The sequence below is a fragment of the Tenacibaculum sp. 190130A14a genome (assembly GCF_964048965.1).
GTDB classification, from domain to species: Bacteria; Bacteroidota; Bacteroidia; order Flavobacteriales; family Flavobacteriaceae; genus Polaribacter; species Polaribacter polynesiense.
In genome coordinates this window covers 481614-499020 of record NZ_OZ040189.1, presented here as the reverse complement: position 1 = coordinate 499020, position 17407 = coordinate 481614, and the positions used below count along the sequence as shown (strand labels likewise).

At 32.7% G+C, this 17407-nt stretch carries 21 protein-coding genes and 2 tRNA genes; 10 read left to right on the top strand and 13 right to left on the bottom strand.

Annotated elements, in window-relative coordinates:
* The first annotated feature begins 1 nt into the window (after window position 1).
* The gene (locus tag ABNT22_RS02445) at window positions 2–718 is read left to right on the top strand and encodes a DUF547 domain-containing protein (RefSeq protein ID WP_348716131.1); all 717 of its coding nucleotides are present in this window, start codon (window positions 2–4) and stop codon (window positions 716–718) included.
* Window positions 719–783: 65 nt separating this feature from the next.
* Here ABNT22_RS02445 and ABNT22_RS02440 read toward each other — a convergent pair whose 3' ends face one another.
* From ABNT22_RS02440 to ABNT22_RS02420, 5 genes are all read right to left on the bottom strand, one after another.
* Complete coding sequence (locus ABNT22_RS02440) at window positions 784–1164, bottom strand: VOC family protein (RefSeq protein WP_348716129.1); 381 nt, start codon at window positions 1162–1164, stop codon at window positions 784–786.
* Between the two features lie 14 nt (window positions 1165–1178).
* Window positions 1179–1604, bottom strand: a complete 426-nt coding sequence (locus ABNT22_RS02435) for an SRPBCC domain-containing protein (RefSeq protein ID WP_348716126.1) — start codon at window positions 1602–1604, stop codon at window positions 1179–1181.
* A gap of 185 nt (window positions 1605–1789) precedes the next feature.
* Entirely contained in the window at window positions 1790–2161 is a 372-nt protein-coding gene (locus ABNT22_RS02430; RefSeq protein ID WP_348716124.1) for a hypothetical protein, read from the bottom strand.
* A gap of 379 nt (window positions 2162–2540) precedes the next feature.
* A complete protein-coding gene (odhB, locus tag ABNT22_RS02425) occupies window positions 2541–3749 on the bottom strand; it encodes a 2-oxoglutarate dehydrogenase complex dihydrolipoyllysine-residue succinyltransferase (protein ID WP_348716121.1) in 1209 nt (402 codons plus the stop codon).
* A gap of 38 nt (window positions 3750–3787) precedes the next feature.
* Window positions 3788–6514 (bottom strand): 2-oxoglutarate dehydrogenase E1 component, encoded by a 2727-nt coding sequence (locus tag ABNT22_RS02420; protein ID WP_348716119.1) that lies wholly within the window; start codon window positions 6512–6514, stop codon window positions 3788–3790.
* Window positions 6515–6771: 257 nt separating this feature from the next.
* Here ABNT22_RS02420 and ABNT22_RS02415 point away from each other — a divergent pair.
* From ABNT22_RS02415 to bioA, 6 genes are all read left to right on the top strand, one after another.
* Window positions 6772–6845, top strand: a tRNA-Asn gene (locus ABNT22_RS02415).
* A gap of 70 nt (window positions 6846–6915) precedes the next feature.
* Window positions 6916–6989 (top strand) — tRNA-Asn (locus ABNT22_RS02410).
* A gap of 47 nt (window positions 6990–7036) precedes the next feature.
* Window positions 7037–8182 (top strand): pyridoxal phosphate-dependent aminotransferase family protein, encoded by a 1146-nt coding sequence (locus ABNT22_RS02405; RefSeq protein ID WP_348716117.1) that lies wholly within the window; start codon window positions 7037–7039, stop codon window positions 8180–8182.
* Between the two features lie 11 nt (window positions 8183–8193).
* Entirely contained in the window at window positions 8194–8574 is a 381-nt protein-coding gene (locus ABNT22_RS02400; protein WP_348716115.1) for a DUF2007 domain-containing protein, read from the top strand.
* Complete coding sequence (bioD, locus tag ABNT22_RS02395) at window positions 8571–9179, top strand: dethiobiotin synthase (RefSeq protein ID WP_348716112.1); 609 nt, start codon at window positions 8571–8573, stop codon at window positions 9177–9179. Before ABNT22_RS02400 ends, bioD begins: the two co-directional genes overlap by 4 nt.
* Window positions 9176–10441, top strand: a complete 1266-nt coding sequence (gene bioA / locus ABNT22_RS02390) for an adenosylmethionine--8-amino-7-oxononanoate transaminase (protein WP_348716110.1) — start codon at window positions 9176–9178, stop codon at window positions 10439–10441. Before bioD ends, bioA begins: the two co-directional genes overlap by 4 nt.
* Here bioA and ABNT22_RS02385 read toward each other — a convergent pair.
* On the bottom strand, window positions 10427–10864 hold the full coding sequence (locus tag ABNT22_RS02385) for a cytochrome c oxidase assembly factor Coa1 family protein (RefSeq protein ID WP_348716107.1): 438 nt from the start codon (window positions 10862–10864) through the stop codon (window positions 10427–10429). The genes bioA and ABNT22_RS02385 overlap by 15 nt on opposite strands.
* Before the next feature lie 79 nt (window positions 10865–10943).
* On the opposite strand from ABNT22_RS02385, the gene ABNT22_RS02380 reads away from it, so the two are divergent.
* Window positions 10944–12086, top strand: coding sequence for a beta-ketoacyl synthase N-terminal-like domain-containing protein (locus ABNT22_RS02380; protein ID WP_348716104.1), 1143 nt, complete (start codon window positions 10944–10946; stop codon window positions 12084–12086).
* 36 nt (window positions 12087–12122) lie between these two features.
* Entirely contained in the window at window positions 12123–13220 is a 1098-nt protein-coding gene (bioB, locus tag ABNT22_RS02375) for a biotin synthase BioB (RefSeq protein WP_348716101.1), read from the top strand.
* Between the two features lie 45 nt (window positions 13221–13265).
* Here the strand turns inward: bioB and ABNT22_RS02370 are convergent, their stop codons facing one another.
* Window positions 13266–13850, bottom strand: coding sequence for a methyltransferase domain-containing protein (locus ABNT22_RS02370; protein WP_348716098.1), 585 nt, complete (start codon window positions 13848–13850; stop codon window positions 13266–13268).
* A gap of 79 nt (window positions 13851–13929) precedes the next feature.
* Here ABNT22_RS02370 and ABNT22_RS02365 point away from each other — a divergent pair, with 79 nt between their 5' ends.
* Window positions 13930–14799, top strand: a complete 870-nt coding sequence (locus ABNT22_RS02365) for a cupin-like domain-containing protein (protein WP_348716096.1) — start codon at window positions 13930–13932, stop codon at window positions 14797–14799.
* A 44-nt stretch (window positions 14800–14843) separates the two neighbouring features.
* Here the strand turns inward: ABNT22_RS02365 and ABNT22_RS02360 are convergent, their stop codons facing one another.
* From ABNT22_RS02360 to ABNT22_RS02335, 6 genes are all read right to left on the bottom strand, one after another.
* Entirely contained in the window at window positions 14844–15221 is a 378-nt protein-coding gene (locus ABNT22_RS02360; RefSeq protein ID WP_348716094.1) for a hypothetical protein, read from the bottom strand.
* 11 nt (window positions 15222–15232) lie between these two features.
* Window positions 15233–15538: a TM2 domain-containing protein gene (locus ABNT22_RS02355; RefSeq protein WP_348716092.1), complete on the bottom strand. Its 306-nt coding sequence runs from the start codon at window positions 15536–15538 to the stop codon at window positions 15233–15235.
* 31 nt (window positions 15539–15569) lie between these two features.
* Window positions 15570–15962 carry a VOC family protein gene (locus ABNT22_RS02350; RefSeq protein ID WP_348716089.1) on the bottom strand — a complete coding sequence of 131 codons (393 nt, stop codon included), beginning with the start codon at window positions 15960–15962 and terminating at the stop codon, window positions 15570–15572.
* A complete protein-coding gene (locus ABNT22_RS02345) occupies window positions 15962–16420 on the bottom strand; it encodes a DUF1801 domain-containing protein (RefSeq protein WP_348716087.1) in 459 nt (152 codons plus the stop codon). The genes ABNT22_RS02350 and ABNT22_RS02345 overlap by 1 nt, the downstream gene beginning before the upstream one ends.
* Window positions 16421–16426: 6 nt before the next feature.
* Window positions 16427–16888, bottom strand: a complete 462-nt coding sequence (locus tag ABNT22_RS02340) for a DUF4199 domain-containing protein (RefSeq protein ID WP_348716084.1) — start codon at window positions 16886–16888, stop codon at window positions 16427–16429.
* A 100-nt stretch (window positions 16889–16988) separates the two neighbouring features.
* Window positions 16989–17399: a response regulator transcription factor gene (locus ABNT22_RS02335; protein ID WP_348716081.1), complete on the bottom strand. Its 411-nt coding sequence runs from the start codon at window positions 17397–17399 to the stop codon at window positions 16989–16991.
* Between the last annotated feature and the right edge of the window lie 8 nt (window positions 17400–17407).

Genomic DNA, 17407 nt, shown 5'->3' with positions numbered 1-17407 from the left:
TATGCGAAAAACAATTACCCTCGTTTGCTTATTTTTATGTTTAAGCATTCAACAAACGCAAGCTCAAACAGATGTGTTTGACGCCTTACTAAAAACCTATGTTGACACTAAAGGAAACATAGATTACAAAGGATTAAGAAAAAATCATGCGCTTTTAGATATTTATTTAAAACATCTAGAAAGTACTATTCCAGGAAAAAGATGGTCTTCTAAAAAAGCAAAAGCTTTTTGGATGAATGCTTATAATGCATACACTATAAAATTAATATTAGATAGTTATCCGTTAAAAAATATTACGGTGATCAAACGCCAAGGAAAAAACGCTTGGAAACTACCTATTGCTAAAGTAGGAAACAAAACGTATACACTTGATTATATAGAACATAAAATTTTAAGAAGATGGCATGATGACCCAAGAGTTCATGTAGGCTTAAACGCAGCTTCTAAATCTGGTCCTTGTTTTCCTAATTTCGCATTTACCGAAAAAAATATAGATACTAAGTTAGAAGGATTGATGAAAAAATTTATCAACGACCCTAATAAGAACAAGATATCTCTAGACAAAGTAGAAGTATCTAAAATTTTTGAGTGGTATCAAGAAGATTTCACTTCTAAAAATTCTTTAGTAGACTATATTAACAGATATTCTAAGGTAAAGGCAAATGATGGTGCAGAAGTAGTATACTTAGAATATGACTGGACATTAAACGACAAATAAAATAACCCCTTACCCCTAAAGTAAGCCCTTGACAAAATAAGGAATCATTTATCAAACATGGTTCCTTATTTTTTATTTACATGTTGATCTATTAAAATTGTATTCCCATCAGGATCAAAAAAAACGATACTTGCAGGCCCCGTACTTCCTTCTTCCGCTTCTCTTTCTATTTGAATATGATTGTTCTTTAAATGCTCTTGAATACTGCGCACATCGTCAAACTCTTCCAAAGTATTTGCACTTTCATCCCACTCAGGATTAAACGTCAGAATATTGTTTTCAAACATTCCATGAAACAACCCAATAAGTGCATTTCCATTTTTCATAATTAAGTAATTCATTGCAATATCTCCAGCAAATACAGAAAACCCCAACGTTTCATAAAACTCTTTAGATTTTTGTAAATCTTTTACTGCTAAACTGATTGAAAAAGCTCCTAGTTTCATATTTCTTATTCTTTTTAATTTCTATGCTCAAAAGGTATTATTTCTTCCTTTTCTACATAATTCTTTAATCCATTTAATAACTGTGCCCAACAAAATGAAGAATGTTTAAAGTGATCATTTATGACTAGCCAATCTTTATGAAAAAATCGCAGATAGGTTCCTTCCTTTTTCTCCTCTAAATCAAAACCAAAAGTTGTAGGTATCCAATCTTCGTCAGCTTTTGTCATTTTAATATGGAAAGATTGATTTACAACAAACACAGTTACTTTACCATACCAGTTATAAGGTTCACCAAAATACAAGTTATATTGAGCTCCTAACTCTGGTATTCCAGCACAACGCAATGCCCACCAATTCTCTATTTGTTTTGGCTTTGATACTGCATCAAAAACTTTATGTAAAGGAGCTTTGATTAAAAAATTATGGTAAATAGCATTCATACTACTTTAAAAATTAAATGCTACTAAAGTTACAAAAAACAAAAAAAATGAACTTTCGTTCATCCTCTTATTTATTCTAAGCATTAAATTTATTGTTGTTACTCAATCAAATCTTATTAGATTATAAAATACAATCGTGCTGGATTTACTGCAGCTGGACTGACAAATTATAGCAACTTCTAGTTTCAATCATTAAAAGGCTCCAACTCTCTAGATTTCACTATTAAAAAGAAACTAATATAATAGCAAGCAGTACCAATTACAATATTGATATTATCTGCGATTTCTAATTTCTTTACCCCAAAAATAGTATCGCATGCCACAAAAAGTGCGATAGCAATAAAAAACAAAACATTTTTAGGTGAACTACGACTTATAATATTAGTAAAAGCTAAAGATATTAACCCTATCAAAACTAATGTTGTTGAGATTGATAAGTAATAAAATAGTGTGTTTTTAAAAACTAGTACAAACAACAACGACATAATTGAAATAGCAATTAAAAAAACGGTTAAAAACAACTTCCAATCTACTTTTCGATTGAGTACTACCTTCATTAAGGTCATTCTATAAAAAAACAACAAAAACATTCCGATAACACTTTTGCTTTCTACTGTAAAAAGTATGGTAGATAAAAAAAAGAGCAACAAACTTACACTTAATGCGTAGTTCGATTTTTTCAAAGTTTCAAAAAAATACAATGTAAAAAAGATAGAAACAATAATTTTCGAAACAACAATTTCAACGGTGGTACCTTTCTGTATGAAGTAAAAAACTCCCAAAGAGGCCATTATCATAAGAACTAAAAAATATGTACGCCATTTTATAAGTATCGGGGGCATATTTTGTAAAGATATTTTATTGAAAAAAGTCAAGTTAAAAAAAATCCTGCACATATGTGCAGGATTTCAATTTATGATCTATCGAAATTTTCGATTACATTTCTAAAGCTTTCTTAGGATTGTTGTCCATTAATAATTCTACTGGATTTTCTAAAGCTTCTTTTACAGCTACTAAGAACCCAACAGACTCACGACCATCAATAATTCTGTGGTCATAAGATAATGCAACATACATAATTGGTTGAATTACCACCTCACCATTTACCGCCATTGGACGATTTACAATGTTGTGCATTCCTAAAATTCCACTTTGTGGAGGATTGATAATTGGTGTAGATAACATAGAACCAAATACACCACCATTGGTAATTGTAAATGTTCCTCCTGTCATTTCATCAACTGTAATTTGACCATCACGAGCACGCAATGCCAAACGCTTTACTTCGCTTTCTACTCCTCTAAACGTTAAGTTTTCAGCATTTCTAATTACGGGTACCATTAATCCTTTAGGACCTGATACTGCAATTGAAATATCTTGGAAGTCATGACTTACTTTGTAATCTCCATCAATCATAGAGTTTACATCTGGATACATTTTTAACGCTCTAACCACAGCTAAAGTAAAGAAAGACATAAATCCTAAACCAACTCCGTGTTTTGCTTTAAAATCTTCTTTATACTCTTTACGTAAGTCGAATATTGGTTGCATGTTTACCTCGTTAAAGGTAGTTAACATAGCAGTTTCATTTTTTACAGAAACTAAACGTTGTGCAACCTTACGACGTAACATTGATAATTTTTTACGCTCTGTACCACGAGATCCCATTCCTGGAGTTCCCATTGATGGAACCGCCTTTACAGCATCTTCTTTTGTTACACGACCATCTTTACCAGTTCCTTTAACTTCTGAAGCAGCAATTCCTTTTTCAGCTAAAATTTTCTTAGCCGCTGGAGACGCAGCTCCTGTTGCATAAGTTTCTTTTGCCGGTTCAGCTTTAGGAGCTTCTTTTTTCTCCTCTGCTTTTGGAGCTTCTTTCTTTTCTGCTCCTCCTTCTGGTTTTGCAGCACTCATATCAATATGACATACTACAGCTCCTACTGCTACTGCATCACCTTCTTCAGCTTTTAAAGTGATAATTCCGCTCTCTTCCGCAGGTAATTCTAACGTTGCTTTGTCAGAATCAACTTCAGCAATAGGTTGATCTTTCTCTACATAATCACCATCTTCAACTAACCAAGTTGCGATTTCTACTTCTGTAATTGATTCCCCCGGAGAAGGAACTTTCATTTCTAAAACACTCATGTTTTTTATTTTTATTCTGAAATACTTTCTTTCTTTATTTAATCAAAAACTTTGTCTAATACTCTTTGATGACGACGCTTATAACGAGCACTTGATCCCGCAGCTGGTGCCGAGTGATAATCTCTCGAAGCACATTCTAATCTTGCCAATTCAAATCGCTCTAACATATACCCCCAAGACCCCATATTTTTAGGTTCTTCTTGAGCCCAAACATAACGTTCTACATTTGGATACTTATCCATTACTTCTTTAATCTTATCATTATGTAATGGGAATAATTGTTCTATTCTTATCAATGCAACATCTTCTCTTCCTAAACGCTCACGTTCTTCTAACATGTCATAGTAGAACTTACCTGTACAAAAGACCATTTTCTTCACCTTAGTAGCATCAATAGTATCATCAATTACTTCTTGGAAAGCTCCTTCTGCTAAATCTTCTATGGTATTTACAGCTCTAGGCAAACGTAATAAACTCTTAGGTGTAAACACCACTAACGGCTTTCTAAAATCACGCTTCATTTGACGACGCAAAATATGATACATATTTGCTGGTGTAGAACAGTTGGCAACCGTCCAGTTGTCAATAGCAGATGATTGTAAGAAACGTTCTATTCTTGCTGAAGAGTGCTCTGGTCCTTGCCCTTCATAACCGTGTGGTAATAACATTACCAATCCGTTTTGCAATTTCCATTTATCTTCTGCTGAAGAAATATATTGATCGAACATGATTTGTGCACCGTTGGCAAAATCACCAAACTGCGCTTCCCAAATAGTTAATGTATTTGGAGCTGCCATTGCATATCCATAATCAAAACCTAACACTCCATATTCCGATAAATGAGAATTGTAAATAGTCATTTCTCCTTTATTATTCGGATTGGTATTTAATAGGTTTACTCTTTCTAATGTTTCTTCATCACGCATAATTGCATGACGGTGAGAGAAGGTACCTCTTTCTACATCTTCTCCAGATATACGTACATTATATCCTTCTTCTAATAAGGTTCCATACGCTAAGTTTTCGGCCGTACCCCAATCTAAAGAGTTTTGCTCAAAAACCATTTTTTCACGTCCTTGTAAAATACGCTCCGCTTTTCTTACAAACTTATGTCCTTCTGGAGTTGTAGAAATTACTTTTGCAATACCTTTTAATGCATCAACCGAATAGGTAGTATCTACTGGCTGTAACATATCTTCTAATTGCTTACGAACAAATCCTTCCCAAACATCCGGCATAAAGTCTTGAATCTTTGAAGTTTCTTTCTTCTTAGATTCTGTAAACTCTGCTTCTAAATGCGCTTTGAATTCATCTGTAATTTCTTTTACATAATCAGAATTTATACTTCCTTCTTCTATTAATTTGTTTGCATAAATTTCTTTTGCATTTTTATGCTTCTTAATAGATTTATATAATTTAGGTTGTGTAAAACTAGGCTCATCCCCTTCATTATGTCCATATTTACGATATCCTAATAAGTCAATGTAAATATCTTTCTTAAACTTAGTTCTATATTCAACCGCCATTTCCATTGCATGACACACAGCTTCTGCATCATCTGCATTCACATGTAAAACTGGAGATAAAGTTACTTTTGCTACATCGGTACAATAGGTACTAGAACGTGCGTCTAAATAGTTCGTTGTAAAACCTACTTGGTTGTTTACTACCACATGAATTGTTCCTCCAGTTTTGTAACCATTTAAGGTCATCATTTGAGCAACTTCATAAGCAATACCTTGACCTGCGATTGCTGCATCACCATGCACTATAATTGGTAAAATCTTACCATTATCGCCAATGTAATCTTGGTCTATTTTAGCACGAACAATTCCTTCAGCAACTGCCGCAACAGTTTCTAAGTGAGATGGATTTGGAACCAAATTCATCTTCATTTTTTGTCCGCCTTTGTATTCTTTACTTAACGTTAACCCTAAGTGATATTTTACATCTCCATCAATATCTTGATCTTCAAAATCTTTCCCTTCAAACTCACTAAATAAATCTCTTACAGGTTTTTTGAAGATGTTTACTAAGGTATTTAAACGACCTCGGTGCGCCATTCCTAATACACATTCTTCAACACCATACTTTTCAGCAGCATCTCTTAGAGCAACACTAATACCGGGAATCAATGTTTCTCCTCCTTCTACAGAGAATCTCTTTTGACCCACATACTTTGTTTGTAAAAAACTTTCGAAAGTTGAGGCTTGATTTAATTTTGTAAGAATATACTTCTTTGCTTCAGCATCGTACTTCGGGTGATTATCATTATGATTTAAACGGTTTTGCCACCATTTTAATTCCTCAGGGTTACGAAGATACATATACTCGACCCCAATACTGTCGCAATAAATAGCTTTCAGGTGATCGATGATGTCTGATAAGCTTTTAGCTCCAATACCTAAAATTTCTCCAGCATTGAAAACCGTACTTAAGTCTTTCTGAGACAATCCAAAATTTTCAACATCTAATGTTGGCGTATATTTTCTTCGATCACGAACTGGATTTGTTTTAGTAAACAAATGCCCACGTGTTCTGTAACCGTTAATTAAATCGATTACTAAAAATTCTTTTCTTACTTCTTCAGGGATTTCTACCTCAACTTCTTCATCTGTTAGCGAATAATTTTCATTTGCTAAATCATATCCTTGAAAAAAGGCTCTCCAACTTGGTTCTACCGCATCTGGATTTAATTGATATTGCTCATATAAATCTCCAACAAATCCTGAATGTACTGCGTTTAAGAACGAAAACTTGTCCATATATTTTATGATACTTTTCTATATAAAAATAATGAAGACAAAAGTACAACTTTTACTAAACATAGTTCTTTTTTTTGCACTATTTTTAGTCAAAAAACGGATTCCCTCAATTTTGTTTTCATTCAAACCTTCAATATTAACTTTTTGATTTTCAAACTAAACTTGATTTTTCTAGGTTTTTTTTAAAAAAAAGTTTGCAGATATTAAAAAAGACCTTAAATTTGCACTCGCATTTTAAATCAGATAACGATTTAAATTCCTCCTTAGCTCAGTTGGTTAGAGCATCTGACTGTTAATCAGAGGGTCCTTGGTTCGAGCCCAAGAGGGGGAGCAAAAAACAACAAAGGCAACGTGGGAGCCGATAATTTCCACAACATACATATATTGTTCTATAAGAACATTCCTCCTTAGCTCAGTTGGTTAGAGCATCTGACTGTTAATCAGAGGGTCCTTGGTTCGAGCCCAAGAGGGGGAGCAAAAAAAAGACTTACTATTTCGTAAGTCTTTTTTATTTTTGCTACAATGAGATTTCCAAATAAACTTCAACAAAAACTTAAAAAGAGAACGGAGCAAGATGCTCTCAGAACCCTTAGTTTACAAACTAATTTAATTGATTTATCGTCAAATGACTATTTAGGGTTTGCTAATACTGAAGTTATTTTTGAAAAAACACATTTGTTTCTAACAAACAATAATTTAAAAATAAATGGAGCTACTGGTTCACGATTACTTTCTGGAAACCACAATTTATATCCACTTGTAGAAAAACAATTGAACCAAGCACATATTTCTGAAGCTTCCTTAATTTTTAACTCTGGATATGACGCTAACCTAGGATTCTTTTCATCTATACCTCAACGTGGTGATATCATTTTATATGACGAGTTCATCCATGCCTCTATACGTGATGGAATTCAACTTTCTAATGCAAAAGCTTACAAGTTTAAACATAACGATATAGTAGACTTAGAAAAACTAATTATTCGTTATTCTAAAACAACCTCAACAGTAGAGCATACTATATATGTTGTTACCGAATCTGTTTTCTCTATGGATGGTGACACTCCAGATTTAAAAACAATGACAACCATTTGCAATAAACACAGCGCATATTTTATTGTAGATGAAGCCCACGCATTGGGAGTTTTCGAACATGGGCTAGTCCAAAAGCTTCATCTCGAAAAATCAGTTTTTGCTCGGATTATCACCTTTGGAAAAGGTCTTGGATGCCATGGCGCTGCTATTTTAGGTAGTCAATCTCTTATCAATTATTTGATAAATTTTGCAAGGAGTTTTATTTACACTACTGGACTTTCTCCTCACGCGCTTGCTACTATAAAAATTGGATATGATTATTTAAGTAGTCTCGAAGGGAAAATTCTTCAAAAGAAGCTCAAAGAAAATATCAAGTTTTTTAAAAGTGAATCACAACGACTTAACCTTACCTTTATAGAAAGTGATGCCGCTATACAATGTTGTATTATTGCAGGTAATGAAAAAGTAAAAAAAATTGCCACTCAACTGCAAAATGAAAATTATAACGTAAAGCCAATTCTTTCCCCTACTGTTCCAACGAATCAAGAACGTCTACGCTTTTGTCTACATTCTTATAATTCAAGAGAAGAAATTACCAATGTTTTAGAACAACTTGCTACTTTTGTTCTCTAAAAGAAGTAGCCATGAGAGATGACTATACAATTTTAGAAGTTTTTGAATATTCAACAGAAGCTCAAGTTATAAAATCTAAACTAGACTCTGAAGGTTTTAAAACCATGCTAATGGATGAAAAAACCATTGATTCAGATCCTTTGTTAAGTCAAGCTATCGGTGGAGTAAAGTTATTAGTTCATAATAATGACTTAGAAGATGCTGTTCGTGTATATAATGAAGTAAGAACTTACGAGAAAAATACCAATGGTGATGATATATATTGTATACAATGCAACTCTACTAAAATCTTAGTAGCTCCTCCTCAGCGAAAAAATTTTTTCTATATGCTATTTCCTTTTTTTGAAAGTAGAAAACTAATATGTAACGATTGTAAAACAATCTTCAAATGAAAAAGTATTTTATCACAGGAATTTCAACAGAAGTAGGTAAAACGATTGCTTCTGCCATTATAACAGAAGCCTTAGAAGCTGATTACTGGAAACCTATACAATCTGGCGATTTAGAATATTCAGACACACATAAAGTTGAGCGATTAATCTCAAATAAAAAAACTGTTTTTCATCCTAACTCATATGGATTGAATACACCTATGAGTCCGCACGCGTCTGCCGAAATTGATGGAATCACAATTGATATAGATAACATCAAAGAACCTGCTACCAAAAACAATTTAGTTATTGAAGGTGCGGGAGGACTATTAGTTCCTTTAAATAATGAACACACCTTATTAGATATTTTAAAACCCAATTATAAAATCATTGTAGTTTCTCGTCATTATCTAGGAAGTATCAACCATACTTTACTTACTATAAATTATTTAAAAGAGAGAGGCTTCGATGTTTCTCTTCTTTTCTCAGGGAATGAGCACCCTACTACTGAAAGTATTATCAAAAAAATGACCAATGTACCTGTAATAGGACGTATTGAAGAAGAACCTTACTTTGACAAAAATGTTATAAAAGAGTATGCCAACCTTTTTAAAGATAAATTATGAGTTTACAAGAACGAGATAAAAAACACCTATGGCATCCTTTAAAACAACACCAAACACACCCTAATAGTTTAGGTATTGTTAAAGCAAAAGGATGTATGTTAACGGACGAAAATGGCAACGACTATATTGATGCTATTTCTTCTTGGTATACTTGTATGTTTGGGCACTGTAACCCGTACATTACCGGTCAGGTAGCTGAGCAAATGCAAACATTAGATCAGATAATGTTTAGTGACTTTACTCATGAACCTGCAATAAAACTCTCTGAAGAATTGATTAAAATTCTTCCGAAAAATCAAAACAGAATCTTCTTCAATGATAATGGTTCAACCGCTGTAGAGGCAGGAATTAAAATGGCATTACAGTATCATTTTAACAAAGGTGAAAAGAGAAGTTTGTTTATTGCTTTAGAAAATGGTTTTCATGGGGATACTTTTGGAGCTATGTCTGTATCTGGGCTTTCAGTTTACAACGGACCTTTTGAGGATTTTTTAATGCATGTAGAGAGAATTCCTGTTCCTAATGGTGAAAACAACCAAGCTATTATTGATCAATTGAAACAGCTTGTTTCTAAACAAAAAGTAGCAGGATTTATTTATGAACCTTTGGTACAAGGTGCAGCAGGTATGAAAATTCATAAAGCAGAAGATCTAGATATCATTCTACAATTTTGTAAAGAGAATGATATTCTAACCATTGCAGATGAAGTAATGACTGGATTTGGAAAAACAGGAAGTAACTTTGCTTCAAACGAAATCAACACAAAACCAGATATTATTTGTTTAAGTAAAGCATTGACTGCAGGGTTAGTTCCAATGGCGATTACTTCTTGTACAGAAGAAATTTATACTGCTTTTTTAAGTTCTGATATTGCAAAAGGATTCTTCCATTGCCATACCTATTCAGCAAATCCTATCGCTTGTCGTGCTGCTCTTGCTAGTATTGAATTATTACAATCGGAAGAAATTCAGGAAAACATTCAACAAATTACAGCTGCTCATTCAACTTTTGCCAATAAAATAAAAGACCATACTAAAATTACAGAAGTTCGCTATAAAGGAGTAATTTTAGCTATCGATTTAAAAACAAATTCTAGTAGATATGGTAGCTTAAGAGATCAACTACTTACATCTTTTATGAATGATGGTATTTTTCTAAGACCCTTAGGAAATACTATTTACATACAACCTCCTTATGTTATTACAGAAGCGCAGCTTAATAAAATTTATACAACTATAGAAAAGGTTCTAGATACTTTCTAGGATCTTTTCATTTTCTAATAGATTGATTTTTTCTTGGGTTTCTTTAATATGAACATATAAGTCTTCATAGGTCCAAACTCCATCTGTTTTTATCCCTCTAACAACCAGAGTTCCTTCTCCTTTTTCTCCTCTAATAGGAATTGAAAAATCAACTTCGCCATCATTATTGTTCAATGATATGTTTCCAGAAGTAATACCATACTTTTCAATTGAAGTCCCTAAGCTCTCTATAACATATTCATTTTCAGAAGCCTTCTTTATCGCATATTCTACTGGAGTTGAATTATTTATCATTTTAGAAACTCCAAAAATCACTGTACCGATACCAAAAACAAACAATAAAATTATACCTAAACAACCTGTTACAGGAATAAACCATAGCCAATTTCTACTAAACCAACTTTTTTGATGTTGCTCACTCATATTTTTTATTAGCAAGATAACTAATTAATTTTCTTCTGAATCTCTTGAGAAGCCTTATTTTTGCCAAAATTTTATTGAGTTGAACAAACCTATTTCAATAACATCATTTGCTTCTATTTCCGCTTTAGGAAGTGATTCAAAATCTATTTGGAACAATTACTTAAAATCTGAACATTTTCTTTCTAAAAAGAACAATGCTTGGGTAGCGCAGCTTTCTTCTGATGATCGAAAAAAAATCGAAGAAATTAGATTGTCTGACAACAAGTATAAAAATCTTGACGAAACGGTTCTTTATACTCTTTTTGTAGCGCGTAAAGCAGTTCAAAATGCTAATTGGACCACTCAAGACAACTTCGGAATAAACATAGGTTCTTCTCGTGGAGCTACTTCTTTATTCGAAAAATATCACAAAGAGTTTTTAAACAAAGGAGTTTCTTCAACCTTAAGCTCTCCAACAACTACTCTTGGAAATATTTCCTCATGGATTGCTCATGATTTGCAAAGTAAAGGGCCTGAAATTTCTCATTCAATTACATGTTCTACAGGACTACATTCTTTATTAAACGGTGTAGCCTGGTTACAATCTGGATTAACAGATAAGTTTTTGGTTGGTGCGAGTGAAGCTTCTTTAACCGATTTTACCATTGCTCAAATGCAAGCGCTCAAGGTATATTCAAACGAAGGTGAAGATACTCCTTGTAAAGCATTAGATCTAAACAAGAAAAAAAACACCATGGTCTTAGGAGAAGGTGCTACAACCTTCTGTTTAGAAAGTGGAGTAAAAGAAAACGCGATAGCTACCATTGAAGGAATTGGATATGCTACAGAAATACTAGAACACAATACTTCAGTATCTACTAACGCCGATTGTTTTCAAAAATCAATGCAAATGGCATTAAAAAACACGAACATTGAAGATATTGATGCTATTGTTATGCATGCTCCAGGAACTATTAAGGGAGATCTTTCTGAAGTAAATGCCATTAAAAAAGTATTTGAAAATAACCTTCCTTTCTTAACTACAAATAAATGGAAATTAGGACACACATTTGGTGCTTCTGGATTGTTAAGTTTAGAACTTGCAGTGCTTATGCTAACACATCAACAAGCAATAGAAGTTCCTTTTATAGCAACACAAAAACACCCTAAAAAGATAAAAAAAATAATAGTTAACGCCGTTGGATTTGGAGGAAATGCAGTTTCGGTGTTAGTATCAAAATAATATCCTTATTTTTACCCCAACAAACAACTTGAATTTATGAGTGAAATAAGACACGATTGGACGAAAGAAGAAATTCTAGCAATATATAACAAACCATTAATGGAGCTTTTATATGAAGCTTCTACTATACATAGAAAATACCACGATCCAAATACAGTACAAGTAAGTACATTAATCTCTATTAAAACAGGAGGCTGTTCTGAAGATTGTGGATATTGTCCACAAGCTGCACGTTATCATACCGATATTGAAGGAAATGATTTAATGACGGTAAATCAAGTAAAAGCACAAGCTTTACGTGCTAAATCAGGAGGTTCTTCAAGAGTATGTATGGGTGCTTCATGGAGAAATGTAAAAGATGGACCAGAGTTTGACCAAGTATTAGAAATGGTACGTACCATTAATAAGTTAGACATGGAAGTTTGTTGTACTTTAGGTATGGTTACAGAAAATCAAGCAAAACGTTTGGCAGAAGCAGGGCTTTATGCTTACAACCACAATATTGATACTTCTGAAGATTATTATGACGATGTAATTTCTACACGTGCATTTAAAGATAGAGTTGATACTATTGAAAATGTTCGTAAAACAAATGTTACCGTTTGTTCTGGTGGAATTATTGGAATGGGAGAATCTTTAGAGGATAGAGCTGGAATGTTAGAGACCTTAACACGTTTTTCTCCACATCCAGAATCTGTGCCAATCAATGCATTGGTTGCCGTAGAAGGAACTCCATTAGAAGACCAACCACCAGTAAACATTTTTGAAATGGTACGTATGGTAGCAACTGCTCGTATTGTATTACCAGATTCTCAAGTACGTTTATCGGCAGGTAGAACACAAATGAGTAGAGAAGGTCAGGCAATGTGTTTCTTTGCAGGAGCAAATTCTATCTTTGCAGGAGATAAATTATTAACAACTCCTAACCCAGATATTAATGAAGACATGAAAATGTTTGAAGATTTAGGGTTAAATCCGCAAAAAGCATTCTATAAGCATGAACAAAGAGAATCGGTTGAAGCTGTAGACTCACAATACGAAGCTTTAGGTGAAAAACCTAAGTGGACTAGACCAGATCATAAAATTGAAAGAAATGAGTTGAAAAAACAAGAAGCTAAAGCTTTAAGAAGTTAACTCACATCAACTATACTATAAAAATAGCCATCAGTTACTTGATGGCTATTTTTTTATCAACTTCACAAACAACTCCATTCCTTGTCTGTTTCCAGTTGAATTATAACATGGCTCCATAATTCCTATTGTAAAATTTAATTCAAAGTACGCTAAGTATTCCTCTTTACTACCACCAAACGGTGGATGATCTTCATTTAGTTTTGCATCAAACATGAGTCCCACCAACTTTCCTTGATCAACTAATAACTCATGTACTTTTTGTGCATATTTTGCTCTTAAACTAGGATTAATTGCACAAAAAAAAGTTTGTTCTATAATCAAATCAAACTCATCTTTCAAATCAAAGAAATCTATATGTAGTAACTGATTTTGAGGAAAATCAGGTACTCTTTCCTTAATCTTTTCTAATGGTTCTTTTGCCAAATCTGCAACAAACACGTTGGTAAAACCAAGCTTAAACAAATACTCAGCCTCATAAGAATTACCTCCGCCAGGAATCAATATTCGAATACTTTTATCTTTTAACTGATCAAAATATTCTTTCAACGGATTTGAAATTTCACCTAAATCCCAACCTATTTTATTATGTTGGTATTTCTTACTCCAAAAATCTTCAGATAAATCTATCATACATTAAATTTAATCTATCAAATTTAAGAATAAAGTATCGTAACGATTTCTTAACTTTGCTCTTTTAAAACAGATAGCCATGGGATTGAATCTTACTCAAATTGACAGGGTAAAAACCATAACAAAAGAAGATTTTATCAAAAACTATTTCAAACCACAGAAACCTGTTGTTATTGAAAACTTTATAGAAGATTGGCCAGCATACAAAAAGTGGTCTTTAGAGTACATGAAAGAGGTTGCAGGAGATAAAACAGTTCCTTTGTATGATGATAGACCTGTAGATTACAAAGACGGCTTTAACGAACCACATGCAACCATGAAAATGAGTGAATATGTGGATCTTCTAAAAAAAGAGCCTACAAAATTTAGAATCTTTTTATGGAATATTTTAAAAGAAGTTCCTCAACTACAAAAGGATTTCAAATTCCCAGATTTTGGCTTACGCTTAATGAAGGGACTTCCAATGTTATTTTTTGGAGGTAGAGATTCGTATACATTTATGCATTACGACATAGATTTAGCTAATATTTTCCATTTTCATTTTGAAGGCAAGAAGAAGTGTATTTTGTTTGACCAAAAACAAAATAAGTTCTTATATAAAATACCTCATTCATTAATTACTAGAGAAGACATCGACTTTAACGACCCTGATTTTGAGAAATGGCCAGCTTTAAAAAAAGCGCATGGACACGTTGCTGAATTAGAGCATGGTAATGTTTTATATATGCCAGAAGGTTATTGGCATTACATGCGTTATATAACACCTGGTTTTTCAATGAGCTTACGAGCAATTGCGCGTAACCCTAAAAATTTAGGAAAGGCTATTTACAATGTATTTATCATGCGAACTGTTGACAATGTAATGCGAAGAATTCGTGGTCAAAGGTGGATTGATTGGAAAAACGAACAAGCCGTAATTAGAACAAATAAAACAAATAACATAGCATAAAAAAAGCGCCAGTTGGCGCTTTTTTCTTTATTGTTTAGTTTGGTCTATTTTCCAAATAATCTCTGAAAGAAGTTTTTACTTTTCTTTACAACTTCTTGAACGTCCTCTTCTGCTTCTTCTGCAAAATCGGCTACATGTTCACTTGCTTCTCCTAAAACCTCAGAAGCTTTTTCTACCATATCTTCTAAACTATCTTTAGTCTCTGAAGCTATTCCTGTTGCTTTCTCTTTTATATTTTGAACAGATTCTTTAGACATTGCTTCTGATATCTTCTCTTTAGCGTCTTCAGCAAAATCAGCTACATGCTCCGCTGCTTCACCAGCAATACCACTAGCTTTTTCAGTCACGTTATCCATGATTTCTTTTGCTTTATCTAATCCTTCGTTTAGATTCTCTTCAAAACTTTTCTTCTCTTCTTCCATATTTTAAAAGCTTAGAACCAACCTCTCTGATTTACCTGATATGTTTGAACAAACTCTTCATCTGATTTAGTCAAATAAATAATTCCTTCTACCAATCCAATAATCCATGGAATATAAATTAAAAATGCTCCAATAATTAAACACATTAAAAGCATCGATAATAAAGTTGCTCCTAATAATATTAAACCTTCCTTAGTATACCCTAAGACAAATTTATGCACTCCAAAACCTCCTAAAATAATTGCCAAGATTCCTGCTAAGATTCTTTTACTTTCTTGAGTTGGAACTGGGTTTCCATTTTCGTTTACTACTTCCATAAGTTAATTTTTAAGTTGATATGGGTTAAATTTATAAAAAAGCTTCGTCTTTTGGCTCCCATAATTCAATTTTATTTCCATCTAAATCAACTATCCAACCAAACTTACCATATTCATACTCTTCTATTTTATCTATAACTGTTACCCCTTGCTCTTTAAGTTCTTCTAATAATTCTACCAAGTTTTCTACGCGATAGTTAAACATAAAGTCTTTTGTAGAAGGTGAAAAATACGCAGTGTCTTTCTTAAAAGGGCTCCATTGTGTAGATGCATTCTTTCCTTCCGTATCTTTCCACCAAAATGTGCATCCCCAATCATCTGTATTAAAACCCAAATGTTCTCTATACCAATCTTTTGTTTCTTGAACGTTGTTTGTTTTAAAGAAAACACCTCCAATACCCGTTACTCTACCTTTTTTTTTCATTACCTATTCTTTACGTTAGTTTCATAAATTTCTATCCACTCTTCTACTGTCATTTTCTTACATAACTCAGCGATTAACTCAAAAGGAATTTCTTCAATTTTTTTAAAACGGATACAACTCTTCCCCATATCTAATTTACGATTAGAATGTTTAGGATATTCTTCTACAAACCAATCTAATAACTCTTTTTTAGCATAAATTCCGTTATGATATAAGTTTATTGAGTTCTTTTGAGAAGCGATATTCATAAATGGTAAAGGCAAATTTGTATCACAATGATAGCCATCTGGATAAATAGAGTGTGGAACATAATATCCTATCATTTTATAATTGATACCTTCTTCAAATCCTTTGGGTAGATTTTTCAGAATCGTATTTCGTAATTGCTCCATAACAGCTTGCCTTTCTTCAGGAATCTGAGCAATATATTCTTCTGGTGTATTAGCTTCGTATTGCATAGTATTTTATTTTCGTTGTAAAAATAGTGCTGATAATAAAGATATGATAAATCCTATAATAGTAACTAGCACAAGCATAAATAAAGCCGCCATAGTACTAGTCATTTTTATAATTTCATCTTCCCTGCTTTGATCTTTAAGCATCTGTTCGTAGTTAGAAAAGAAATCTGGATTGATAAACTTTGTATATACAAAATCAGCAATACCTATTCCTACACCAACAAATACAGAAATTAAAACTCCAATAGCAATTCCTTTTCCTAAAGATACTACTCCATTATTCACATTATCTCTATAGTGTTTAATAGCAAAATAAATAAAGGACAAGGATAAAAATATAGAAAGGTACCCTAAGATTTCATTGGTTGAGTAATCAAAATTATCTATACCAATAATAAGGTGTAACATAAAAATCACAAATCCAGCTGCTACTCCATACAAACCATATTTTAGAACTGTTTCTTTCATAATTTTAAAAATTAAATATTTATACTTTCAAAAGTAGTTTCTTATCAAAATTTACAAGTCATACTAAAGTACCAATCTACTCATACTTTAGTATTTAAAGTTATAAAATATTGATTTCTTTAGCTATTTGAACAGCTTGAGTTCTTCTTTTGGCGTTGAGCTTAACCAATAGATTCGATACATGAGTTTTAATGGTACTTTCAGATAAAAACAAAGTTCCTGCTATTTCTTTATTTGAAAGTCCTTGAGCAATTAATTCTAAAACCTCATACTCTCTAGAAGTAATCTCTAACTCTTTAATTTTAGAGACATCTATATTTATTTCTTCCTTTCTCTTGGGTTTTCTTATTCTTTTATTAAAATATATTCCTACAAAAAAAGATAATACAGCAATTACCGAAATAATTACCTCTGTCCTCACCCCTCCCGAAATGATGGTGTATTTACTTATTTGAAAAAGTGATAGTAATGCGATTATTAACGCCGAAAAAACAAAGATTGTTTTCTTCATAAGGGCAA

Excerpts from the sequence above, each read along its gene's own strand:
- ABNT22_RS02445 (WP_348716131.1), top strand. The coding sequence starts at position 2 with ATGCGAAAAACAATTACCCTCGTTTGCTTATTTTTATGTTTAAGCATT.
- ABNT22_RS02440 (WP_348716129.1), bottom strand. The coding sequence starts at position 1,164 with ATGAAACTAGGAGCTTTTTCAATCAGTTTAGCAGTAAAAGATTTACAA.
- ABNT22_RS02435 (WP_348716126.1), bottom strand. The coding sequence starts at position 1,604 with ATGAATGCTATTTACCATAATTTTTTAATCAAAGCTCCTTTACATAAA.
- ABNT22_RS02430 (WP_348716124.1), bottom strand. The coding sequence starts at position 2,161 with ATGAAGGTAGTACTCAATCGAAAAGTAGATTGGAAGTTGTTTTTAACC.
- odhB (WP_348716121.1), bottom strand. The coding sequence starts at position 3,749 with ATGAGTGTTTTAGAAATGAAAGTTCCTTCTCCGGGGGAATCAATTACA.
- ABNT22_RS02420 (WP_348716119.1), bottom strand. The coding sequence starts at position 6,514 with ATGGACAAGTTTTCGTTCTTAAACGCAGTACATTCAGGATTTGTTGGA.
- ABNT22_RS02405 (WP_348716117.1), top strand. The coding sequence starts at position 7,037 with ATGAGATTTCCAAATAAACTTCAACAAAAACTTAAAAAGAGAACGGAG.
- ABNT22_RS02400 (WP_348716115.1), top strand. The coding sequence starts at position 8,194 with ATGAGAGATGACTATACAATTTTAGAAGTTTTTGAATATTCAACAGAA.
- bioD (WP_348716112.1), top strand. The coding sequence starts at position 8,571 with ATGAAAAAGTATTTTATCACAGGAATTTCAACAGAAGTAGGTAAAACG.
- bioA (WP_348716110.1), top strand. The coding sequence starts at position 9,176 with ATGAGTTTACAAGAACGAGATAAAAAACACCTATGGCATCCTTTAAAA.
- ABNT22_RS02385 (WP_348716107.1), bottom strand. The coding sequence starts at position 10,864 with ATGAGTGAGCAACATCAAAAAAGTTGGTTTAGTAGAAATTGGCTATGG.
- bioB (WP_348716101.1), top strand. The coding sequence starts at position 12,123 with ATGAGTGAAATAAGACACGATTGGACGAAAGAAGAAATTCTAGCAATA.
- ABNT22_RS02370 (WP_348716098.1), bottom strand. The coding sequence starts at position 13,850 with ATGATAGATTTATCTGAAGATTTTTGGAGTAAGAAATACCAACATAAT.
- ABNT22_RS02365 (WP_348716096.1), top strand. The coding sequence starts at position 13,930 with ATGGGATTGAATCTTACTCAAATTGACAGGGTAAAAACCATAACAAAA.
- ABNT22_RS02360 (WP_348716094.1), bottom strand. The coding sequence starts at position 15,221 with ATGGAAGAAGAGAAGAAAAGTTTTGAAGAGAATCTAAACGAAGGATTA.
- ABNT22_RS02355 (WP_348716092.1), bottom strand. The coding sequence starts at position 15,538 with ATGGAAGTAGTAAACGAAAATGGAAACCCAGTTCCAACTCAAGAAAGT.
- ABNT22_RS02350 (WP_348716089.1), bottom strand. The coding sequence starts at position 15,962 with ATGAAAAAAAAAGGTAGAGTAACGGGTATTGGAGGTGTTTTCTTTAAA.
- ABNT22_RS02345 (WP_348716087.1), bottom strand. The coding sequence starts at position 16,420 with ATGCAATACGAAGCTAATACACCAGAAGAATATATTGCTCAGATTCCT.
- ABNT22_RS02340 (WP_348716084.1), bottom strand. The coding sequence starts at position 16,888 with ATGAAAGAAACAGTTCTAAAATATGGTTTGTATGGAGTAGCAGCTGGA.
- ABNT22_RS02335 (WP_348716081.1), bottom strand. The coding sequence starts at position 17,399 with ATGAAGAAAACAATCTTTGTTTTTTCGGCGTTAATAATCGCATTACTA.